Annotated in this window: 19 protein-coding genes and 1 riboswitch; of the genes, 15 read left to right on the top strand and 4 right to left on the bottom strand. The window is 71.6% G+C overall.

Annotation, left to right across the window (positions count from 1 at the left end):
* The first annotated feature begins 74 nt into the window (after positions 1–74).
* The 3 genes from ACIP4X_RS04045 (at position 75) to ACIP4X_RS04035 (ending at position 3,292) form a co-directional block, all read left to right on the top strand.
* Positions 75–791, top strand: a complete 717-nt coding sequence (locus ACIP4X_RS04045) for a DUF1524 domain-containing protein (protein ID WP_391453936.1) — start codon at positions 75–77, stop codon at positions 789–791.
* A gap of 162 nt (positions 792–953) precedes the next feature.
* A complete protein-coding gene (locus tag ACIP4X_RS04040; protein WP_391453934.1) occupies positions 954–1,739 on the top strand; it encodes a hypothetical protein in 786 nt (261 codons plus the stop codon).
* Complete coding sequence (locus ACIP4X_RS04035) at positions 1,736–3,292, top strand: protein kinase domain-containing protein (RefSeq protein ID WP_391453932.1); 1,557 nt, start codon at positions 1,736–1,738, stop codon at positions 3,290–3,292. Before ACIP4X_RS04040 ends, ACIP4X_RS04035 begins: the two co-directional genes overlap by 4 nt.
* Before the next feature lie 34 nt (positions 3,293–3,326).
* Here the strand turns inward: ACIP4X_RS04035 and ACIP4X_RS04030 are convergent, their stop codons facing one another.
* Entirely contained in the window at positions 3,327–3,734 is a 408-nt protein-coding gene (locus tag ACIP4X_RS04030) for a hypothetical protein (RefSeq protein WP_358734903.1), read from the bottom strand.
* 58 nt (positions 3,735–3,792) lie between these two features.
* The gene (locus ACIP4X_RS04025) at positions 3,793–4,509 is read right to left on the bottom strand and encodes a hypothetical protein (RefSeq protein WP_358734901.1); all 717 of its coding nucleotides are present in this window, start codon (positions 4,507–4,509) and stop codon (positions 3,793–3,795) included.
* A gap of 223 nt (positions 4,510–4,732) precedes the next feature.
* Between ACIP4X_RS04025 and ACIP4X_RS04020 the strand changes: the two genes are divergently transcribed.
* The 10 genes from ACIP4X_RS04020 (at position 4,733) to ACIP4X_RS03975 (ending at position 14,962) form a co-directional block, all read left to right on the top strand.
* Positions 4,733–5,563: a glycoside hydrolase domain-containing protein gene (locus ACIP4X_RS04020; RefSeq protein ID WP_326802773.1), complete on the top strand. Its 831-nt coding sequence runs from the start codon at positions 4,733–4,735 to the stop codon at positions 5,561–5,563.
* Positions 5,564–5,783: 220 nt separating this feature from the next.
* Complete coding sequence (locus ACIP4X_RS04015) at positions 5,784–6,431, top strand: SurA N-terminal domain-containing protein (RefSeq protein ID WP_358734897.1); 648 nt, start codon at positions 5,784–5,786, stop codon at positions 6,429–6,431.
* Positions 6,432–6,567: 136 nt separating this feature from the next.
* The gene (locus tag ACIP4X_RS04010) at positions 6,568–7,548 is read left to right on the top strand and encodes a nucleoside triphosphate pyrophosphohydrolase (protein WP_358734895.1); all 981 of its coding nucleotides are present in this window, start codon (positions 6,568–6,570) and stop codon (positions 7,546–7,548) included.
* 65 nt (positions 7,549–7,613) lie between these two features.
* Entirely contained in the window at positions 7,614–8,900 is a 1,287-nt protein-coding gene (locus ACIP4X_RS04005) for a cytochrome P450 (RefSeq protein ID WP_358734893.1), read from the top strand.
* Positions 8,901–9,122: 222 nt separating this feature from the next.
* The gene (locus ACIP4X_RS04000) at positions 9,123–10,148 is read left to right on the top strand and encodes a transglycosylase family protein (protein WP_391453928.1); all 1,026 of its coding nucleotides are present in this window, start codon (positions 9,123–9,125) and stop codon (positions 10,146–10,148) included.
* A 182-nt stretch (positions 10,149–10,330) separates the two neighbouring features.
* Positions 10,331–10,498, top strand: a riboswitch (cyclic di-AMP (ydaO/yuaA leader).
* A gap of 4 nt (positions 10,499–10,502) precedes the next feature.
* Positions 10,503–11,225, top strand: a complete 723-nt coding sequence (locus ACIP4X_RS03995) for a transglycosylase family protein (RefSeq protein ID WP_391453926.1) — start codon at positions 10,503–10,505, stop codon at positions 11,223–11,225.
* Between the two features lie 251 nt (positions 11,226–11,476).
* Entirely contained in the window at positions 11,477–12,772 is a 1,296-nt protein-coding gene (gene eno / locus ACIP4X_RS03990; protein WP_358734888.1) for a phosphopyruvate hydratase, read from the top strand.
* Between the two features lie 144 nt (positions 12,773–12,916).
* Positions 12,917–13,393 carry a septum formation initiator family protein gene (locus ACIP4X_RS03985; RefSeq protein WP_358734886.1) on the top strand — a complete coding sequence of 159 codons (477 nt, stop codon included), beginning with the start codon at positions 12,917–12,919 and terminating at the stop codon, positions 13,391–13,393.
* 25 nt (positions 13,394–13,418) lie between these two features.
* Complete coding sequence (locus ACIP4X_RS03980; RefSeq protein WP_358734884.1) at positions 13,419–14,024, top strand: DUF501 domain-containing protein; 606 nt, start codon at positions 13,419–13,421, stop codon at positions 14,022–14,024.
* Positions 14,021–14,962, top strand: a complete 942-nt coding sequence (locus ACIP4X_RS03975; protein ID WP_358734882.1) for a Ppx/GppA phosphatase family protein — start codon at positions 14,021–14,023, stop codon at positions 14,960–14,962. Before ACIP4X_RS03980 ends, ACIP4X_RS03975 begins: the two co-directional genes overlap by 4 nt.
* A gap of 4 nt (positions 14,963–14,966) precedes the next feature.
* Here the strand turns inward: ACIP4X_RS03975 and ACIP4X_RS03970 are convergent, their stop codons facing one another.
* The gene (locus tag ACIP4X_RS03970; protein WP_210875125.1) at positions 14,967–15,236 is read right to left on the bottom strand and encodes a type II toxin-antitoxin system RelE/ParE family toxin; all 270 of its coding nucleotides are present in this window, start codon (positions 15,234–15,236) and stop codon (positions 14,967–14,969) included.
* Complete coding sequence (locus tag ACIP4X_RS03965) at positions 15,233–15,505, bottom strand: type II toxin-antitoxin system Phd/YefM family antitoxin (protein WP_358734880.1); 273 nt, start codon at positions 15,503–15,505, stop codon at positions 15,233–15,235. Before ACIP4X_RS03965 ends, ACIP4X_RS03970 begins: the two co-directional genes overlap by 4 nt.
* Positions 15,506–16,039: 534 nt before the next feature.
* Here ACIP4X_RS03965 and ACIP4X_RS03960 point away from each other — a divergent pair.
* Positions 16,040–17,425 (top strand): NAD(P)/FAD-dependent oxidoreductase, encoded by a 1,386-nt coding sequence (locus tag ACIP4X_RS03960; RefSeq protein WP_358734878.1) that lies wholly within the window; start codon positions 16,040–16,042, stop codon positions 17,423–17,425.
* A 245-nt stretch (positions 17,426–17,670) separates the two neighbouring features.
* On the top strand, positions 17,671–18,981 hold the full coding sequence (locus tag ACIP4X_RS03955; RefSeq protein ID WP_358734964.1) for a cyclopropane-fatty-acyl-phospholipid synthase family protein: 1,311 nt from the start codon (positions 17,671–17,673) through the stop codon (positions 18,979–18,981).
* Positions 18,982–18,983: the final 2 nt, after the last annotated feature.

The following is an 18,983-nucleotide window of genomic DNA, read 5'->3' as shown; positions in this document are numbered from 1 at the left end:
CCGCTACGGTGGGCAGCAGGTGAAGGACGCCCGAACCAGGGGCGGAACCAGGCAGGTTAGGGGAGGGGCGCAGCGTGACGCGTCTGAGGGGTGGGGCGGTTGCGGCTGCCGTGGTGGCACTGCTGGCGACCGGGTGCACGGAGCAGTTGGACGGCGGTGCGAGCGGACCCGAGCCGGCGAGGACCGGCGGTGAGGCGCTCGCCGCCGCCGAGTCACTGACCGTCAAGGGGCGTTCGCCGAAGACCGGTTACGTCCGGGAGAAGTTCGGCACCGCCTGGGCGGACACCGACTCCAACGGCTGCCCCACCCGCGACGACATCCTCAAGCGGGACCTGAAGCAGGTGCGGTTCACCGACGGGAAGTGCAAGGTGGCGTACGGCGTGCTGGAGCGGGACCCGTACTCCGGCAAGGAGATCGTCTACCGGCGTGGGCGCAGCCTCGTCGACATAGACCATGTCGTCGCCCTCTCGGACGCCTGGCAGAAGGGCGCCGCGTACTGGGACGCGAGCAAGCGCATAGCGCTGGCCAACGACCCGCTCAACCTGATAGCCGTGGACGCGAGCGCCAACCGCTCCAAGGGCGACGGCGACGCGGCGACGTGGCTGCCGTCCGCCAAGGGCTACCGGTGCACGTACGTCGCCGCGCAGGTCGCGGTGAAGAAGAAGTACCAACTGTGGGTCACCGGGGCCGAGAAGGCCGCGATGAAGAAGGTCCTGTCCACCTGCCCCAGCCAGAAGCTCCCCTCGGGCGGCAACCCGACGAAGGCACCGGAGCGCTTCCACGCCCGCTGACCGCGGTGGGCGGGGACGGGCGACGACAACGGTTCGGTACATCCCAGGCCGGTTGTCCGAGTTGACCGATACTCTCGGAACACGCTCGGAGCACTCTCGGTTCCGCACCGTACGCACCGTCCCCGCAGGCGCCCCACCGGGGCTTCGCCACTAGGAGCAGTCATGCACGGCCCCGGCTACGCGCCGCCGCAGCCTCCGCGTCCCTCGACCGCGCTGGTGGTCGGACTCAGGGTGCTGTTCGTGGCCCTCTCGGTGCTGAGCGTCGGCTTCCTGGCCTGGGGCACGATGCTGCGCGTCGCCTGCATGACCCGAGCCCGGCGCGACTGGGTCCTGTTCGTCCTGTCGCTCGTCGTCCTGTTCACGGCCTGTGTGTTCATCGGCCTCGGCGGCACCGGCGAGGAGGGCGACCCGCAGACCTGGCACAGCGACGTCGGCGCAGCGCTGTTCCTGCTGTCCGCGTTCGGCAGCGTCGGCTACTTCCTGTACCGGGACCTCCGCCACCACGAGGCCCCCCTGACCGGCCGGTTCGCATCCGGTCCCATGGCCGCCACCGTGGCGTACGGCTACCCGCCGTCCCCCGCCCCGCAGAGCTACGGTCCGCCGCCCGCCCCGTACGGCGTGCCGCAGCTCGCGCCGTACTCCCCGCCGCAGCCGGGCCCGTACGCGCCGCCGCGGCCCGCCGCCTACCCGCCCGCGCCGAACCCGGCGCCCACGCCCGACGCGGCGCCCGGGCAGCCGCAGCGTCCCGCACCCGCCCGGATCGACCAGGTCCGCGCCGAACTGGACGAGCTGAGCGACTTCCTGCGCGGCCAGGACACCGGACCAGGCCAGGGCGGGCAGACCGGTCACGGGGGCCGGGGTCACGGCGGACGGTCCGGGCCGGGCGGAGCCGCCGACGGCGGTGACATCGGGTTCACCACGAGCTGGGGCCCGGAGGACGGCCGGTGACCGCACGCGTCATCGCCGGACGCTACGAACTGTCCACGCTCATCGGACAAGGCGGCATGGGCCAGGTGTGGACGGCCTACGACCAGCGGCTCGACCGCCGCGTCGCCGTCAAACTCGTGCGCCCCGACAAGGTCGCGGGATCCCACAGCCAGGACGCCACCGACCTGCGCCGCCGCTTCGTCCGCGAGTGCCGCGTCACCGCGCGGGTCGACCACCCCGGCCTGGTCACCGTGCACGACGCGGGCAGCGAGGCCGAGAACCTGTACCTCGTCATGCAGTACGTCGACGGCGCGGACCTCGGCGACCACCTCGCCGAGAACGAGCCGTACCCCTGGCCGTGGGCGGTCGCCGTCGCCGCCCAGATGTGCGCCGTGCTCTCGGCCGTGCACGCCGTACCGATCGTCCACCGCGACCTCAAACCGAGGAACGTGATGGTGAAGCCGGACGGCACCGTCACCGTCCTCGACCTCGGCGTCGCCTCCGTCCTCAACACCGAGACCACCCGTCTCACCCGCACCGGCTCACCCGTCGGCAGCCCCGCCTACATGGCCCCCGAACAGGCCATGGGCGGCGCCGTCGGCCCCTACACCGACCTGTACGCGCTCGGCGTGGTGCTGCACGAACTCCTCAGCGGGAACGTCCCGTTCGCCGCCTCCACCGCGGTCGGCGTGCTGCACCGCCACCTCCACGAGCCGCCGGTGCCCGTGCGCCGGCTGCGCCCCGAGGTCCCCGAAGTCCTCGAATCCCTCGTACTGCGGCTGCTCGCCAAGGACCCCCAGCACCGACCGGCCAGTGCCCAGGCGGTGTACGAGGACCTGCTGCCGCTGCTGCCTCCGCGCGGCCCGCACAGCGGCGGGCCGCTCGATCCCACCCGCCCGTTCCTGCGCCCGCACGCCCCCTGGCCGGACCGCGGCGTCACTCCGGCGCCGCGCCCCGCGCCCCGCCCCGAACCGTCCACCGCCGGGTCCGGCGGCCTCCACGACATCGCCACCGCCGTCGACGAGGTGAAGCGGCTGCTCGGCGAGGGCCGCGTCACCCAGGCCGTCGACGTCCTCGGCGCGATCCTCCCGGCGGCCGCGGCCCAGCACGGTGAGCACTCCCCGGTGGTGCGCACCCTGCGCAAGCAGTACGCGGCCACGCTGATGGACGACGGCCAGTACCGGCGCGCCCTGCCCGAACTGCGGCGCCTCGCCGACGAACGGGCCACCGAGGCGGGCCCCGCCGACCCGCAGTCCCTCCGGTTCCGCCACGACGCGGCGCAGTGCCTCGAACAGCTCGGCGAACCGGCCGCGGCGCTCGCCGAGTACCGGGCCCTGCTGCCCTACTTCGAGAACCGGCTCGCGGAGAACCCGTACACGGCCGCGGACCCCGACCTGCCCTTCGAGATCCGCCGCCGGATCGGGCACCTGCTGCTCGCCCTGGGCGACCGTACCGCCGCCCACGACACCCTGCTGCGCCTGCTGCACGACGCGGAGCGCCGGCACGGCCCCGCGCATCCCTTCCCGGCCGAGATCCAGCGCACCCTGCAGTGGCTGGGCCAGGTGCGCGGCTGAGCGGCGGGGCCGAGCAGGCGTACGCGGGTGCGGTTCAGCGTCCGTACGGGTAGCCGTACGGGCCCTGCTGCGCCGTGGGCGCGGACGGGGCCGCCCCGTACCCGGCCGCCGCCATGGCCTGGGGCGTTCGCGGGTCGAACATGGCGAACAGCAGCATCCCCGTCGCCGCCATCAGGCACAGGATGATCACGATGCCGAGCACCGCGGAGGCGTCGCTGTCGTCGGGCACGAGGAACAGTCCCGGTGTCATGGTGCACTCGTACACGACGAAGGCGGCGAACGCGCCCCAGTCCGAGCCGCGTCCGCGGCGGATCGCCACGTACAGGAACGGCACCCACGCCAGCAGGCCCAGTGAACCCCAGACCAGGACGGACCAGACGATCCGCTGGAACCAGCCGGCCTCCAGCCGCTTGTCCATCTCCACCCCCAAGCGCTCCGCCACCCGGGGACGGAGCCGTCGCAGGAAAGGTTAGGCCACCGGGCGGCGTGGACGGCCACCGTCAGGAAGTCTGCTTCAAGGCCGTGACGATCCGCTTCGTCAGCTTCTTCGCCGTCGCCGCCCCGTCGTCGTGGCCGTCCGTCGACATGACGCTGACGACGTTCGTGCCGACCCGGGCCGCGATGAGGGTCGTGCCGTTCTCCCAGGCGGAGTCCGTCAGGGTGATCGTGTAGGCCCCGTCGCCCAGGCCGGGCGTGGCCCGTCCGGTGACCTTGACCTTCGAGTGGGTCTGCGAGTCCGTGAAGCTCGTGCAGGCCGTGACCGCCTTCTCCAGGGCATCCATGACGCGCGCCGCGGTCTCGCCGCGGTAGGCGTCGATCTCCTGGCCGATGTCCTCGGAGGTGTTCTTGCTGACGTAGTCGTTCTGCGCGAAGGACACGCCGGTGATGCCGGTGATGTCGATCCAGGCGGTGCCGCCGAGCCGGTCGCACTTCGGCTTGGCCGCCGGGGCGGTCGACGGGGGCGTGTAGGTGTCGCCGGAGTCCCTGGCCCCGCTCGGGTCCACGGCGAAGCCGGAGGCGAAGAACGACGCCGGGGCGAGTGCCTTCTTCAGCTGGGCGCCCGTGAGCAGACCGGCGTTGGGGTCGTCGGGGGACGCCGAGGACGCGTGGCCGGCGGACTTGGACGAACCGGAGGAGTCCGACGAGCCGCAGGCCGTCAGGGTCAGGGGAAGCGTGGCCAGGGCGAGGACACGGGCGGCGCGGAACGCGAAATGCATGCGTGGTGCTTTCTCGGGCGTGGGCCACAGAGGCGTGGCAGCGGACCCTACGACGTCCGAGGAGGCCGGACCGGTTGCGGTCATCGACAACACGCATGTTTTTACGGCGTCTTGTGTGATTCTTGTGCCCTACGAGGCGATCGCTTTTCGGGCCGCGGGGTTTGGTCGGCTAGCGTGCCTCCGCACACGCGCAACATGCGCGTACACGACAACAGGGGTGGGGATGGCCGAGCACCGGCAATCGAAGAAGCGCAGGTACATCACATGGGCGGCGGCCGGGGCCGTCGTCGTCGCCGGCGCCGGGATCGCGGCCCAGACGTCCATGGCGGCCACCGCCTGGCCCGCCCAGAAGACCTTCACCGGCCGGGCCTTCGACACCTGCACGGCGCCCTCGCTGAGCGCCATGAACGCCTGGCGCACCGACAAGTACTACGGCGCCGCCGCCGTCTACATCGGCGGCAAGAACCGCGGCTGCGCCCAGCCCAACCTCACCGCCTCCTGGGTGAAGTCCGTCAGCGCCCAGGGCTGGAAGCTCATCCCGCTGTACGTCGGGGCCCAGCCGCCGTGCCAGAAGAGCGCCAACCCCGAGCGGCTCACCGCCGCCACCGCCGCCTCCCTCGGCACCGCCGACGCCAACGACGCGGTGGCCAAGGCCTCGGCGCTCGGCATGAAGGCGGGCAGCCCGGTCTACCTCGACATGGAGCCGTACGACATCACGGACAAGGCGTGCAACGACGCCGTGCTCACCTACGTCCGCGCCTTCGACAAGGTGCTGCGCGACAAGACCTACCGCGCCGGCTACTACGGCTTCACCAGCTCCAGCGCCAAGGCCATCGCCACCGCGACCAACAAGACCGACCTGCCGGGCAACCTCTGGTACGCCCTGTGGGACGGCAAGGAGACCACCACCACCGACTGGCCCTGGGGCGCCACCCAGTTCACCGACCACAGCCGCGCCCACCAGTACATGGTCAACAGCAAGGAGACGCGCGGCGGCGTCACCATCACCGTCGACCGCGACTGGTGGGACGCTCCGGTCGCCATCACCGGCTGACGGTTTTCCCCCTCGCCGGACGCCATGTGGGTCCTCCCCCTGTGCGACGGTGCCCGAAGTCGTGGTGAATCGTTGGTCGAATGGGTTGGCCGGAGCCCGGCCGCTGCCTACTATCGATCACCGCAAGACTTTGTGCGCCCGCCCGTCGCCCGACCACCACCCCTGGTGGAGGCGCTGCGCGCCGCACCTGTCGAAGCAATCTCCACCACGGGAGGTTTCCTTGCACCGCCGCCGTCGCACCGCGCTCGTCCTGTCCGCCGCGCTCCTCGCGGCAGCACCCCTGCTCACCGCCTGTGGAAGCGACGCGCATCCGGGCGCGGCGGCCGTGGTCGGCGGCCAGCGGATCACTTTCGGACAGTTGCAGAGCCGGGTGAGCGAGGTGCGCGAGGCGCAGCGGGCCGCGGTGACCGACGAGGCGCAGTACCAGCAGGCCGTCGCCTCGACCGGCACGCTCGCCCGGGACACGCTGCACCAGATGGTGCTCGACCAGGTCCTCGACCGCGCCGCCCGGAACGCCGGCCTCACCGTCAGCCGCAGCGAGGTCCAGCGGCTGCGCACCGGTCTCGAACAGCAGGCGGGCGGCGCCAAGGCGCTCGAGGACGCCTGGCTCCAGCGGTACGGGGTGCCGCCGCAGCGTCTCGACGACAACCTCCGCCTCCAGGTGAAGGCGCAGAAGCTCGCGACCCACCTGCACACCGACGCCGGCCAGCCGGCCTTCTGGAAGGCGCTGTCCGAGGCCTCCGCCGACCTCCACGTCGACCTGAACCCGCGCTACGGCACCTGGGACGTGGAGAAGAGCACCCTCGTGAAGGCGAAAACGCCGTGGCTGCGGGACGTCTCGGCGTCCCAGGCGCAGCAGTCGACCTGAGCGGACGGCGGACGGCGGACGGTCGCCGGGCGGTCGGGTGCCGGGCGGCCGGGCCTGTGGACAACCGGGCCGGGGGACGGCCCCCGGCCTGTGGACAACTCGGGGTGACCTCGGCCGCGTGCGTTACGTTCGGAGCGTGAACACCACCAGCGCGACCACCTCCGCAGCGGCCCCGGGCCGGATCGTCCTGCTCACGACCAGCCACCGGGTCGCCCCCGGCCTGCTGTCCTGGCCGGCCTGGCAGGCGCTGCGGGCGGCCGACCGGGTGCTGTGCGCGGACGGTACCCATCCGCAGCTGCCGTATCTGCGGGAGGCAGGCACAGCCGTGGACGAGGCGGCGCCGAGCGCGGAGGAGCTGGTGGACGCGTGCGCCGGCGGTCGTACGGTCGTCGTCGTGGCCACCGGCGAGGGCGAGCCCGCCCTGACCGACGGACTGGCCCGCCTGGCCGGATCCGGCCGTGTGCACATGCCGGAGCTGGAACTGCTGCCCGCCTCCTACGACCTGCCCGGCGCCCGCCTGCTCGACCTCGTCCAGGTCATGGACCGCATCCGCGCCGAGTGCCCCTGGTCGTCCCGGCAGACCCACAAGGGCCTGGCCAAGTACGGCATCGAGGAGGCGTACGAGCTGGTCGAGGCGATCGAGGACGGCGACCGCGAGGAACTGCGCGAGGAACTGGGCGACGTCCTGCTCCAGGTGGTCTTCCACGCCCGTATCGCCGAGGAGGACCCCGAGGAGCCGTTCTCCATCGACGACGTGGCCGGCACCATCGTCGCCAAGCTGATCCACCGCCACCCGCACGTCTTCGGCGACGAGACCGCCGACACCCCGGAGGAGGTCAAGGCGCACTGGCTGCGCACCAAGGCCGAGGAGAAGCGGCGCACCTCCGTCACCGAGGGCGTCCCCCTCGGCCAGCCCGGCCTCGCCCTCGCCGCCAAGCTGGCCTCCCGGGTCCGCACGGCGGGCCTGGACGTCCCCCTCCCGGCGGGAGAGGGCTTCGGGTACGAACTGCTGGCCCTGGCCGCCCGCGCCGAGGCGGCGGGCGTCGACCCGGAGGCGGCCCTGCGCGCGGCGGCGCGCGCGTACCGGGACGTGATCATAAAGACGGAGAGCAGCTGAGGCCCTGAGCGGCCGCGCGGCACGCGACTGCGCCGCGCGGACGCCCCGGCGCTAGGGTCGGCCCCATGCACGACCAGCCACCCACCCTGTTCACCTGGGAGTTCGCGAGCGACCCCTACCCGGCCTACGCCTGGCTGCGCGAGCACGCCCCCGTGCACAGGACCCGCCTCCCCAGCGGGGTCGAGGCCTGGCTGGTCACCCGGTACGCCGACGCCCGGCAGGCCCTGGCCGACCAGCGGCTGAGCAAGAACCCGGCGCACCACGCCGAGCCCGCGCACGCCAAGGGCAGGACCGGCATCCCCGGCGAGCGCAAGGCCGAGCTGATGACCCACCTGCTGAACATCGACCCGCCGGACCACACCCGGCTGCGCCGGCTGGTCAGCAAGGCGTTCACCCCGCGCCGTGTCGCGGAGTTCGCCCCGCGGGTGCAGGAGCTGGCCGACGGACTCATCGACGGGTTCGCGGGACGCGGCACAGCCGACCTCATCCACGAGTTCGCCTTCCCGCTGCCCATCTACGCCATCTGCGACCTGCTCGGGGTCCCCCGCGAGGACCAGGACGACTTCCGGGACTGGGCGGGCATGATGCTGCATCTGCCCGGGGGCGGGCCCCCGGACCCCCGGCGCCCCGGCAAGGGGCCCCGCGGCGGAGTGGCCCGCTCGGTGAAGATGATGCGCGCCTATCTCGCGGACCTCATCCACCGCAAGCGCGAGGCGCTGCCGGCCGAACCCGGCCCCGGCGAGGACCTCATCTCCGCTCTCATCCGCGCCTCCGACCACGGCGAGCACCTCACCGAGAACGAGGCCGCCGCCATGGCCTTCATCCTCCTGTTCGCCGGCTTCGAGACCACCGTCAACCTCATCGGCAACGGCACCTTCGCCCTGCTCACCCACCCCGAGCAGCGGGACCGGCTCCAGCGGTCCCTCGCCGAGGGGGACGGCGGTCCGCTGGAGACGGGGCTGGAGGAACTCCTGCGCTACGACGGACCGGTGGAAATGGCCACCTGGCGCTACGCCACCGAGCCGCTCACCCTCGGCGGGCAGGACATCGCCCCCGGCGACCCGGTCCTCGTCGTCCTCGCCGCCGCCGACCGGGACCCGGAGAGGTTCGACGACCCCGACGTCCTCGATCTCGGGCGACGTGACAATCAACACCTCGGCTACGGACACGGCATCCACTACTGCCTCGGCGCGCCGCTTGCCCGGCTGGAGGGCCAGACCGCGCTCGCCACCCTCCTCACCCGGCTTCCCGATCTCCAACTGGACGCGGATCCAGCCGACTTGCGCTGGCGGGGTGGGCTCATCATGCGCGGACTGCGGACGCTTCCGGTGCGGTTCACCCCCGGTCGGTAAGTCGGAGGGAAGCCGGACAAGGCCGGAAAAGGCGCCTGCCGCCGCATCACCCCTACCCACTGACGGCCCCGAAGATGACACAGTCTCAGCTGTGTGATCTTCACGTGATCTGTGCGGCATGAACTTGTAACAAGAGAGCGTCAGCGGCTACTTTCACCCATCAGCGTGGCGCCGAGTCGCGGCCGTCACGCGGGTCAGCGTTGTCGCACGAAAGGTCTCCGTATGCTCTCCGGGAACGGTCGTCACCGTCGGCCCCGTCAGGCTCCGGCCCTCCTCGTCGCCGCTGGAGTGACCGGATCCGCCATCGCCATCCCGCTGATGGCCGCCGGCGCCGCCAGTGCGGCCGACGGCAACACCTGGGACAAGGTGGCCAAGTGCGAGAGCGGCGGCGCCTGGAGCTCCAACGCCGGCAACGGCTACTACGGCGGCCTGCAGATGACGCAGGACGACTGGGAGAAGCACGGCGGCCTCGACTACGCGCTGAGCGCCGACCAGGCGAGCCGGTCCCAGCAGATAGCCGTGGCCGAGAAGGTGCTCGCCGACAAGGGCCCCGGCGCCTGGCCGACGTGCGGTCTGGTCTCCGGTCTCGGCGAGAAGTCCGAGGCGGCGAAGGTCGACACCGGCGTGGGTGACACGTCCGGATCCTCCAACTCCTCCGGAAAGTCCCTCACGGACGAACTCGGTCTGTCGAACTCGTCACAGACGCCGGCCGACTCCTCCGGCTCGGCCGGCTCGTCGGACACCGACCCCGGTTCGGCCGACTCCTCCGACTCCCCGAGCGCGTCCCCCGACACGTCCTCGCCCTCGCCGTCCGCGCCCGGCAAGAAGACCGGGCCGGGCAAGTCCGACACATCCCCCGATGTCGCCGCGAGCGGGTCCCAGTCGCCCGCCACCTCGCCCTCGGTCGCGCCGGACTCGGGCGACACGGACAAGTCCTGGCAGGTCGGCGGCAGTTCGGCCCTGGTCGACACCGGGGCGCTGGGCGGCGGACGGCACCGCGGCGGCAGTGCCGTCGAGAACCTGGTCGACAACCACACGGCCGCCTCCGCCGGCCGTCACGCCGCACGCACCGCCGACTCCTACACCGTTCGCGCCGGCGACTCCCTCGAGTCCATCGCCGACTCCCTTGGCGTGCCCGGCGGATGGGACGCGCTGTACGCCGCGAACAAGGGCGCGATCGGGTCCGACCCGAACCACGTCTCCGCCGGTCAGACCCTGAATGTCCCTACCGAAACGCCCCAAAAGTAGCGGGAGTTCGCGTCACGCTTCGCCCTGAATGTCCCTTTCGGGGAAAGTGTGGGATGAGTCTCAGAAGCCCTGATCGTCTTTGGAATTCGGCGGAGCGCGTGCCTACGGTCGTGACCGCTCGTCACCACGAGCCCCGGCTGCCGCAACGCCGAATCCTGCCAGCGGCCGCACGGGAACAGTCGTCGCGTCAAGCGCCGTGGGCAGGAGCGGGGGACCCAAGGTAGGCGCCGCGCCGGGCAGTTGGCCGGAGCGGCTAGGGGTGGAGCCGCGCCTCGTGTACGAGGCGCGGCCGGGCAACTCAACCGGCCCGAACCCGACAGCTCACCTCGCAGGCGTCGGTGAGGGGATCCTTCCATGCTGTTCTCCAGCAAGGGCAAGCACCGCCGTACGTCCAAGGCCACCCGTGTCGTCGCGCTCGCCGGTGTCGCCGGCGCCGCGGTCGCCGCCCCGCTGATGGCGGTCGGCGACGCCTCCGCAGCCACCGCCTCCCAGTGGGACGCGGTCGCGCAGTGCGAGTCCGGTGGCAACTGGTCCATCAACACGGGCAACGGCTTCTACGGCGGCCTCCAGTTCACCAGCTCCACCTGGGCCGGCTACGGCGGCACCGCCTACGCGTCGCGCGCCGACCTGGCCTCCAAGTCGGAGCAGATAGCCGTCGCCGAGAAGGTCCTCGCGGGCCAGGGCAAGGGCGCCTGGCCGGTCTGCGGCAAGGGCCTGTCCGGCGCCGCCTACACCGGCAGCGCCCCCGCGTCGTCCTCCTCCTCGTCCTCCCCGTCCTCGGCGGCCTCGTCGTCGGGTGGCGACTCCGCCAAGAGCACCACCACCCGCTCGACCGAGCGGCAGGCCGCCAACCGCTCCGCGACGCGTCCGGCCCCGAGCGGGACCGTCACCACGCCGACCGGCAAGAAGGTCGAGAAGGGCGACGGCGAGTACAAGGTGGTCTCCGGCGACACCCTCAGCTCCATCGCCGCCCGTCACGGCGTCCAGGGCGGCTGGCAGAAGCTGTTCGAGCTGAACAAGGACATCGTCGACAACGCCGACCTCATCTACCCGGGCCAGCAGCTCCACCTGAAGTAACGGCCCGTCCCCGCCCTCCACGGGCACCCCGCCCCGGCGCGTTCCCCCCTACGTGCCGGGGCGGGGCTTTTTTCGTCTCCCGCACGCCGGCCTGTTCCCGAAGATTCCCCTCCCCTTTGTTCCGAGCGGGAACAATGGGTACCGTCACCCTGTCCACGAGGCGGTCGGTCGGCCGGTCGCCGCCCCGGGACGGTTAGGCTCTAGTCGCAAGGCTCACGCCCCGCACTTTCAGCGTCACATCCCAGAAGGAGATGCTCGTGCCGTCCATCGACGTCGTCGTAGCCCGGGAAATCCTGGACTCCCGAGGCAACCCCACGGTCGAGGTCGAGGTCGGCCTCGACGACGGCAGCACCGGTCGTGCCGCCGTCCCCTCCGGCGCCTCCACCGGTGCCTTCGAGGCCGTCGAGCTCCGTGACGGCGACCCCAACCGCTACCAGGGCAAGGGCGTCGAGAAGGCCGTCCTCGCCGTGATCGAGCAGATCGGCCCGGAGCTCGTCGGCTACGACGCCACCGAGCAGCGTCTGATCGACCAGGCCATGTTCGACCTGGACGCCACCGACAACAAGGGCTCGCTCGGCGCCAACGCCATCCTCGGCGTCTCCCTCGCCGTCGCCCACGCCGCCTCCGAGGCCTCGGACCTCCCCCTCTTCCGCTACCTGGGCGGTCCGAACGCGCACCTGCTTCCGGTGCCGATGATGAACATCCTGAACGGCGGCTCGCACGCCGACTCCAACGTGGACATCCAGGAGTTCATGATCGCCCCGATCGGCGCGGAGTCCTTCTCCGAGGCCCTGCGCTGGGGCACCGAGGTCTACCACACCCTGAAGAAGGTCCTGAAGAGCAAGGGCCTGTCCACCGGCCTCGGCGACGAGGGCGGCTTCGCCCCGAACCTCGGCTCCAACCGCGAGGCCCTCGACCTCATCCTCGAAGCGATCAAGGAAGCCGGCTACGCGCCCGGCGAGCAGATCGCCCTCGCGCTCGACGTCGCCGCCTCCGAGTTCTACAAGGACGGCAAGTACCTCTTCGAGGGCAAGGACCGCTCCGCGGCGGAGATGACCGAGTACTACGAGGAGCTGGTGGCCGCCTACCCGCTCGTCTCCATCGAGGACCCGCTGTTCGAGGACGACTGGGCCGGCTGGAAGGTCATCACCGACAAGCTCGGCGACAAGGTCCAGCTCGTCGGCGACGACCTGTTCGTCACCAACCCCGAGCGCCTCGCCCGCGGCATCGAGGAGGGCGCCGCCAACGCGCTGCTCGTGAAGGTGAACCAGATCGGTTCGCTCACGGAGACCCTGGACGCCGTCGAGCTGGCCCAGCGCAACGGCTTCAAGTGCATGATGTCCCACCGCTCCGGTGAGACCGAGGACGTCACCATCGCCGACCTGGCCGTCGCCACCAACTGCGGCCAGATCAAGACCGGCGCCCCGGCCCGCTCCGAGCGCGTCGCCAAGTACAACCAGCTGCTGCGCATCGAGGAGATCCTCGACGACGCCGCGGTGTACGCGGGCCGCTCGGCCTTCCCGCGGTTCCGCTCCGCGCACCAGTAGGCACGACAAGGGCTCGGCCGCCACGGCGGCTGAGCCGCACAGCGTACGGCTTCGCCCGTCGCACGTACGTCCCCGTACCCGGTCCCGTACCGTGTCCGGGGACGTACGCACGTATGTGCGCGGGCACGAACGGGAGGCGGGACGATGGCCGTCAAGGACCGGGACCGGTTCTCCACCACGACCAGGATCAGGTTGCTCGGTGAGCAGACCGCGGCCCGCGTCTACCGTTCGCAGACCCGGCGCCAGGCCCGCCGCTCCCGCCTCACCGGCCGCGCGGCGCTGCTCGCGCTGGTGCTGTGCTCGATGGTGGTCGCCCTCGCGTACCCGATGCGGCAGTACGTCTCCCAGCGCGCCGACATCGCCGACCTGCAACGCCAGAAGCGGCAGGCCCAGCAGCGGGTGGAACAACTGCGCGACCTCAAGGCACGCTGGCAGGACGACGCCTACGCCGAACAGCAGATCCGGCGGCGGCTGCACTACGTGAAGCCCGGGGAGACCGGCTACGCCGTGGTCGAACCGGGCCCGGCCGAGCGGTCCCGCGCCGAGCGGGGGACGGCCCGCCGCCCCTGGTACGCCAACGTCTGGGACGGAGTCGACAAGTCCGACGCCTCCGACCAGTGAACTGACAGAGAGATGTACGCAAGGCATGGAAACCCCACCGCCGCCCACTGAGCGCACCGAGCCCACCGAGGCGGACGTCGAGGCCTTCAAGCAGCAGCTCGGGCGGCCGCCGCGCGGGCTGCGCGCGATCGCGCACCGCTGCCCCTGCGGTCAGCCAGACGTCGTGGAGACGGCACCGCGGCTGCCCGACGGCACGCCCTTCCCCACGCTGTACTACCTGACGTGCCCGCGCGCCGCCTCCGCCATCGGCACGCTGGAGGCCGAGGGCGTGATGAAGGAGATGACGGAGCGGCTGGCCACCGACCCGGAGCTCGCGGCCGCGTACCGGGCCGCGCACGAGGACTACATCCGGCGCCGCGACGAGATCGAGGAGCTGACGGGCTTCCCCAGCGCGGGCGGCATGCCGGACCGGGTGAAGTGCCTGCACGTCCTGGTCGCCCACTCGCTCGCCGCCGGACCGGGGGTGAACCCGCTCGGCGACGAGGCGATCGCGATGCTGCCCGAGTGGTGGCGCAAGGGCCCGTGCGTGGCGCCCGCGGGGCCGCCGTCCGGCGAGGGGTGGCAGACCGAGACCTCCGAGAGCGGCTGGTTCGGCGTCAAGCCCCTGGAGACCGAGGAGGACGGCGCATGACCCGGGTCGCCGCCGTCGACTGCGGTACGAACTCCATCCGTCTGCTGGTCGCGGACGCCGACCCGGCGACGGGCGAACTGCGCGAGCTGGACCGGCGCATGACCATCGTGCGGCTCGGCCAGGGCGTGGACCGCACCGGCCGGCTCGCCCCCGAGGCGCTGGAGCGGACCTTCGCGGCCTGCCGGGAGTACGCCGCGGCCGTCAAGGAGCACGGCGCCGAACGGCTGCGCTTCGTGGCCACCTCCGCCTCCCGGGACGCCGAGAACCGGGACGAGTTCGTGCGCGGGGTGATGGACATCCTCGGCGTCGAGCCCGAGGTGATCTCCGGTGACCAGGAGGCGGAGTTCTCCTTCACCGGCGCGACGAAGGAGCTGACGGGCCGTACGGACCTCGCCCGGCCCTTCCTGGTGGTCGACATCGGCGGCGGCTCGACGGAGTTCGTCGTGGGCGACGACCACGTCCGCGCGGCGCGCTCGGTGGACGTGGGCTGCGTCCGCATGACGGAACGTCACCTGGTGCGGGACGGGGTGGTCACCGACCCGCCGACCGAGGAGCAGATCGCCGCCGTACGCGCCGACATCGAGGCCGCGCTCGACCTCGCCGAGGAGACGGTCCCGCTGCGCGAGGCGCGCACCCTGGTGGGCCTGGCCGGCTCGGTGACGACGGTGTCGGCGATCGCCCAGGAGCTGCCCGGCTACGACTCGGCGGCCATCCACCACTCCCGCGTCTCCCGCGAGCGTGTCCGCGAGATCAGCGACCGACTGCTGCGCTCCACGCACGCCGAGCGCGCGGCCATCCCCTCCATGCACCCGGGCCGTGTCGACGTCATCGGCGCGGGCGCGCTGGTCCTGCTGGCCGTCATGGAGCGGATCGACGCGAAGGAGGTCGTCGTCAGCGAGCACGACATCCTCGACGGCATCGGATGGTCTTTGGCCTGACCGCCTACAGGTTGCGGTACACGTCCCGGCGGTCGCCCACCTTGACGACGAGGATGACGAGTTCACCATCGTTGATCTGGTAGGCGACCCGGTAGCTTCCGACCCGGAGCCGGTAGAGCCCGGACGGGCCGGTGAGCTTCTTGACGTCGGCGTCCTCGCGGTACGGGTCGTCACCGAGTGCGGTCAGCGCGGTCAGGATGCGCATGGCGTCGGGCCGGCTGACGGCCCGGAGCTGCCGCTGTGCCGCCGTGGTGAATCGGAAGGCGTACTTCACGCCGCCTCGCCGTCCTGCTCGGTGAACAGGTCTGCCAGCAGTTCCGCCATCGTCACTGTGGGACCGTCCTCGGCCAGGACCGCTTCGGCTTCGCGCGCCAGCATGACGTCGGCCGCTTCCTCCAGCGCTTCGAAGTCCGCGATCGGGACTACGGCTGCCACCGGAGCGCCGTTGCGCGTGATGACGGTCGGGACGCCTTCCTCCGCCCGGTTGATGTGGTCGGCGAGGTGCGCGCGGGCTTCCCGTACGGTCACGGTGTTCTCAGTCATGAGAGTAGTGTACGCGCTCGCGTGTACACGCGACCCGGTTCGGGAGTCGCGTTCGTGAGCGATGCTCGATGGCATCGCCTGGTCCGTGGCGTAGGCTCGTCCACCCCCGGTTCTACTGGCCGGTAGCCTGCGGTTGAGCAGTCCCAATACCGTGTGAGCGCACCCGGGGACCCGTTCGGCGCCCCTCGGTGACGCTCCCCCAGGAAAACTTCGTGAAGTTCTTCACAAGGAATTCGGCCGCGTCAAGGGCCGAAAGGGCCTCCGGGGGCCTTTTCGGGGTCTCAGCAGGAGGAAAACGGTGCTCGGGTGAGCGTCGGGAAGTGGTTCCGGAAGGGCCGCGTGGCCCCTCGGCGGGGGACCTTCTTCGGCCAGATGAGCAGCTCACGCGGTCTTGACAACGGTCCGAACCGGACGGCGGCCGCCTGCCGCCGCCGGACCCCGCAGAACGGGGGCGCGGAGTTTAGCACAGGGGCTGTCCAACCTTGTGAAGGGGCGCACGAGCGACCCCCCTGGGGCAGGGGGATACTCGATGCCATGAGCACCACGGAGCGTCCCAGGATCCTCGTAGTAGGCGGTGGGTACGTAGGCCTGTACGCAGCTCGGCGCATCCTCAAGAAGATGCGCTACGGAGAGGCGACCGTCACGGTCGTCGACCCCCGGTCGTACATGACCTACCAGCCCTTCCTCCCCGAAGCCGCAGCCGGCAGCATCTCGCCCCGGCACGTCGTCGTCCCGCTGCGACGCGTGCTGCCCAAGGCGGAGGTCCTCACCGGCCGGGTCACCACCATCGACCAGGACCGCAAGGTCGCCACGGTCGCCCCGCTGGTCGGCGAGGCGTACGAGCTGCCCTTCGACTACCTGGTCATCGCGATGGGCGCGGTGTCCCGCACCTTCCCGATCCCGGGCCTCGCCGAGCAGGGCATCGGCATGAAGGGCATCGAGGAGTCCATCGGACTGCGCAACCACGTCCTGGAGCAGCTCGACAAGGCCGACTCCACCACGGACGAGGAGATCCGCCGCAAGGCGCTCACCTTCGTCTTCATCGGCGGTGGCTTCGCCGGCGCCGAGACCATCGGCGAGGTCGAGGACATGGCCCGGGACGCGGCCAAGTACTACAACAACGTGTCCCGCGAGGACATGCGCTTCATCCTCGTCGACGCCGCCGACAAGATCCTCCCCGAGGTCGGCCCCAAGCTCGGCCAGTACGGCAGGGAGCACCTCGAGGGCCGCGGTGTGGAGGTCTACCTCTCCACGTCCATGGAGTCCTGCGTCGACGGCCACGTGGTGCTCAAGAACGGCCTCGAGGTCGACTCCAGCACCATCGTGTGGACCGCGGGCGTCAAGCCCAACCCTGTGCTGTCCCGCTTCGGTCTGCCGCTCGGCCCGCGCGGCCACGTCGACTGCGCGCCCACCCTCCAGGTGCAGGGCACGGACTACATCTGGGCCGCCGGTGACAACGCGCAGGTGCCCGACCTCGTCGGCCGCCGCGCGGGCAACGAGAACGCCTGGTGCCCGCCGAACGCCCAGCACGCGCTGCGTCAGGCCAAGGCCCTCGGCGACAACGTGATCTCCCGGATGCGGGGCTTCCCGCAGAAGGACTACGAGCACGCCAACAAGGGCGCGGTCGCGGGTCTCGGCCTGCACAAGGGCGTCGCCATGATCGTCATGGGCAAGATGAAGATCAAGCTCAAGGGACGCCTCGCCTGGTACATGCACCGCGGCTACCACGGTATGGCCATGCCGACCTGGAACCGGAAGATCCGCATCTTCGCCGACTGGACCCTCGGCATGTTCCTCAAGCGCGAGGTCGTCTCCCTCGGCGCCATGGAGAACCCCCGCGAGGAGTTCTACGAGGCCGCCAAGCCGGCGCCGGTGCCCGCCGCCGCGGGCAAGACCGAGGAGAAGGCCAAGGCCTCCTGACCCGGGCCTCCTGACCCGGGCCTCCGGGCCCTGCGGCCCGCCGGTCCGACGCACGAACCGAAGGACCTCCCGCCATCCGTGGTGCGGGAGGTCCTTCGGCGTTCCGTCCGCCGTGACGCGGAGCCGTTGCGGTGGAACGGTGGTGTTTGCCCAGTCGTAACTCCGTTGCGGGACTGCGCCCGGTGCGTCCCGGTGTTTACGTGGTGGATGACATTCCGGCGTTCGTCGTCATGGAGGTGTGCACCATGCCCGATGCCGCGCTGCGGCTCACACGACTCCTCGAACAACTGGTGGGAACCCCGCTTCCCGTGCGCGTCCGTGCCTGGGACGGTTCCGAGGCGGGGCCGCCGGACGCGCCGACGCTCGTCGTACGCAACCGCCGGGCCCTGCGTCGGCTGCTGTTCAAGCCGGGCGAACTGGGCCTGGCCCGCGCCTGGGTGGCCGGCGACCTGACCGTCGAGGGCGACCTCTACACCGTCCTGGAACGGCTCTCGGGCCTGATCTGGGAGCGCGGCGAGAACGCCCGCGGCCTCGCCGGGACGCTGCGCGACCCGCAGGCCCGCGCCGCCGTCCGCGGCCTGGTGAGGCTGGGCGGCCCGCCGCTGCCGCCCGCCCCGCCCCGCGAGGAGGTCCGCAGGCGCCGCGGCCACCTGCACACCAGGCACAGCGACAGGCGCGCCATCAGCCACCACTACGACGTCGGCAACGACTTCTACGAGCTCGTCCTCGGCCCCTCCATGGTGTACTCCTGCGCCTACTGGCCGGCCCCCGAACCCGTCGCCACCCTGGAACAGGCCCAGCACGACAAGCTCGAACTGATCTCGCGCAAGCTGGACCTGAAGCCCGGTCAGCGCCTGCTCGACGTCGGCTGCGGCTGGGGGTCCATGGCCGTCCACGCGGCCCGCGAGCACGGCGTGGGCGTCGTCGGCGTCACCCTGTCCCAGGAGCAGGCGGCGTACGCCCGCAAGCGCGTCGCCGACGAGGGGCTCACCGACCGGGTGGAGATCCGGATCCAGGACTACCGGGACGTGGACGACGGCCCCTACGACGCGATCTCCTCCATCGGCATGGCCGAACACGTCGGCGCCGTCTCCTACCTGGCGTACGCGCGCGATCTGCACGCCCTGCTGAAGCCCGGTGGACGGCTGCTCAACCACCAGATCGGCCGCCGGCCGCAGCGGGACGAAACGGCCTACCACGTGGACGAGTTCATCGACGCCTACGTCTTTCCGGACGGCGAGCTCGCCCCCGTCGGCACCACCGTCACCCAGTTGGAGCGGGCCGGCTTCGAGGTCCGCGACGTGGAGTCGATCCGCGAGCACTACGCGCTCACCCTGCGCCGCTGGGTGGCCAACCTGGAGGCGGACTGGGGCCGGGCGGTGCGGCTCACCAGCCCCGGACGCGCCCGTGTCTGGCGCCTGTACATGGCGGCCTGCGCGCTCGCCTTCGAACGCAACCGCATCGGGGTCAACCAGGTGCTGGCCGTGCGGACCCCCGTGTCCGGCGACTCGGGGATGCCCCTGAGGGCCCGCACCTGGGGCGCGCCGCCCGCCTAGTG

The sequence above is a fragment of the Streptomyces sp. NPDC088817 genome, from assembly GCF_044750345.1.
Taxonomy (GTDB): Bacteria; Actinomycetota; Actinomycetes; order Streptomycetales; family Streptomycetaceae; genus Streptomyces.
The sequence above is the reverse complement of the archived record's forward strand: the minus strand, read 5'-3'. Positions and strand labels throughout refer to the sequence as shown.

Excerpts from the sequence above, each read along its gene's own strand:
- ACIP4X_RS04040 (WP_391453934.1), top strand. The coding sequence starts at position 954 with ATGCACGGCCCCGGCTACGCGCCGCCGCAGCCTCCGCGTCCCTCGACC.
- ACIP4X_RS04025 (WP_358734901.1), bottom strand. The coding sequence starts at position 4,509 with ATGCATTTCGCGTTCCGCGCCGCCCGTGTCCTCGCCCTGGCCACGCTT.
- ACIP4X_RS04020 (WP_326802773.1), top strand. The coding sequence starts at position 4,733 with ATGGCCGAGCACCGGCAATCGAAGAAGCGCAGGTACATCACATGGGCG.
- ACIP4X_RS04005 (WP_358734893.1), top strand. The coding sequence starts at position 7,614 with ATGCACGACCAGCCACCCACCCTGTTCACCTGGGAGTTCGCGAGCGAC.
- ACIP4X_RS04000 (WP_391453928.1), top strand. The coding sequence starts at position 9,123 with ATGCTCTCCGGGAACGGTCGTCACCGTCGGCCCCGTCAGGCTCCGGCC.
- ACIP4X_RS03995 (WP_391453926.1), top strand. The coding sequence starts at position 10,503 with ATGCTGTTCTCCAGCAAGGGCAAGCACCGCCGTACGTCCAAGGCCACC.
- eno (WP_358734888.1), top strand. The coding sequence starts at position 11,477 with ATGCTCGTGCCGTCCATCGACGTCGTCGTAGCCCGGGAAATCCTGGAC.
- ACIP4X_RS03985 (WP_358734886.1), top strand. The coding sequence starts at position 12,917 with ATGGCCGTCAAGGACCGGGACCGGTTCTCCACCACGACCAGGATCAGG.
- ACIP4X_RS03980 (WP_358734884.1), top strand. The coding sequence starts at position 13,419 with ATGGAAACCCCACCGCCGCCCACTGAGCGCACCGAGCCCACCGAGGCG.
- ACIP4X_RS03975 (WP_358734882.1), top strand. The coding sequence starts at position 14,021 with ATGACCCGGGTCGCCGCCGTCGACTGCGGTACGAACTCCATCCGTCTG.
- ACIP4X_RS03965 (WP_358734880.1), bottom strand. The coding sequence starts at position 15,505 with ATGACTGAGAACACCGTGACCGTACGGGAAGCCCGCGCGCACCTCGCC.
- ACIP4X_RS03960 (WP_358734878.1), top strand. The coding sequence starts at position 16,040 with ATGAGCACCACGGAGCGTCCCAGGATCCTCGTAGTAGGCGGTGGGTAC.
- ACIP4X_RS03955 (WP_358734964.1), top strand. The coding sequence starts at position 17,671 with ATGCCCGATGCCGCGCTGCGGCTCACACGACTCCTCGAACAACTGGTG.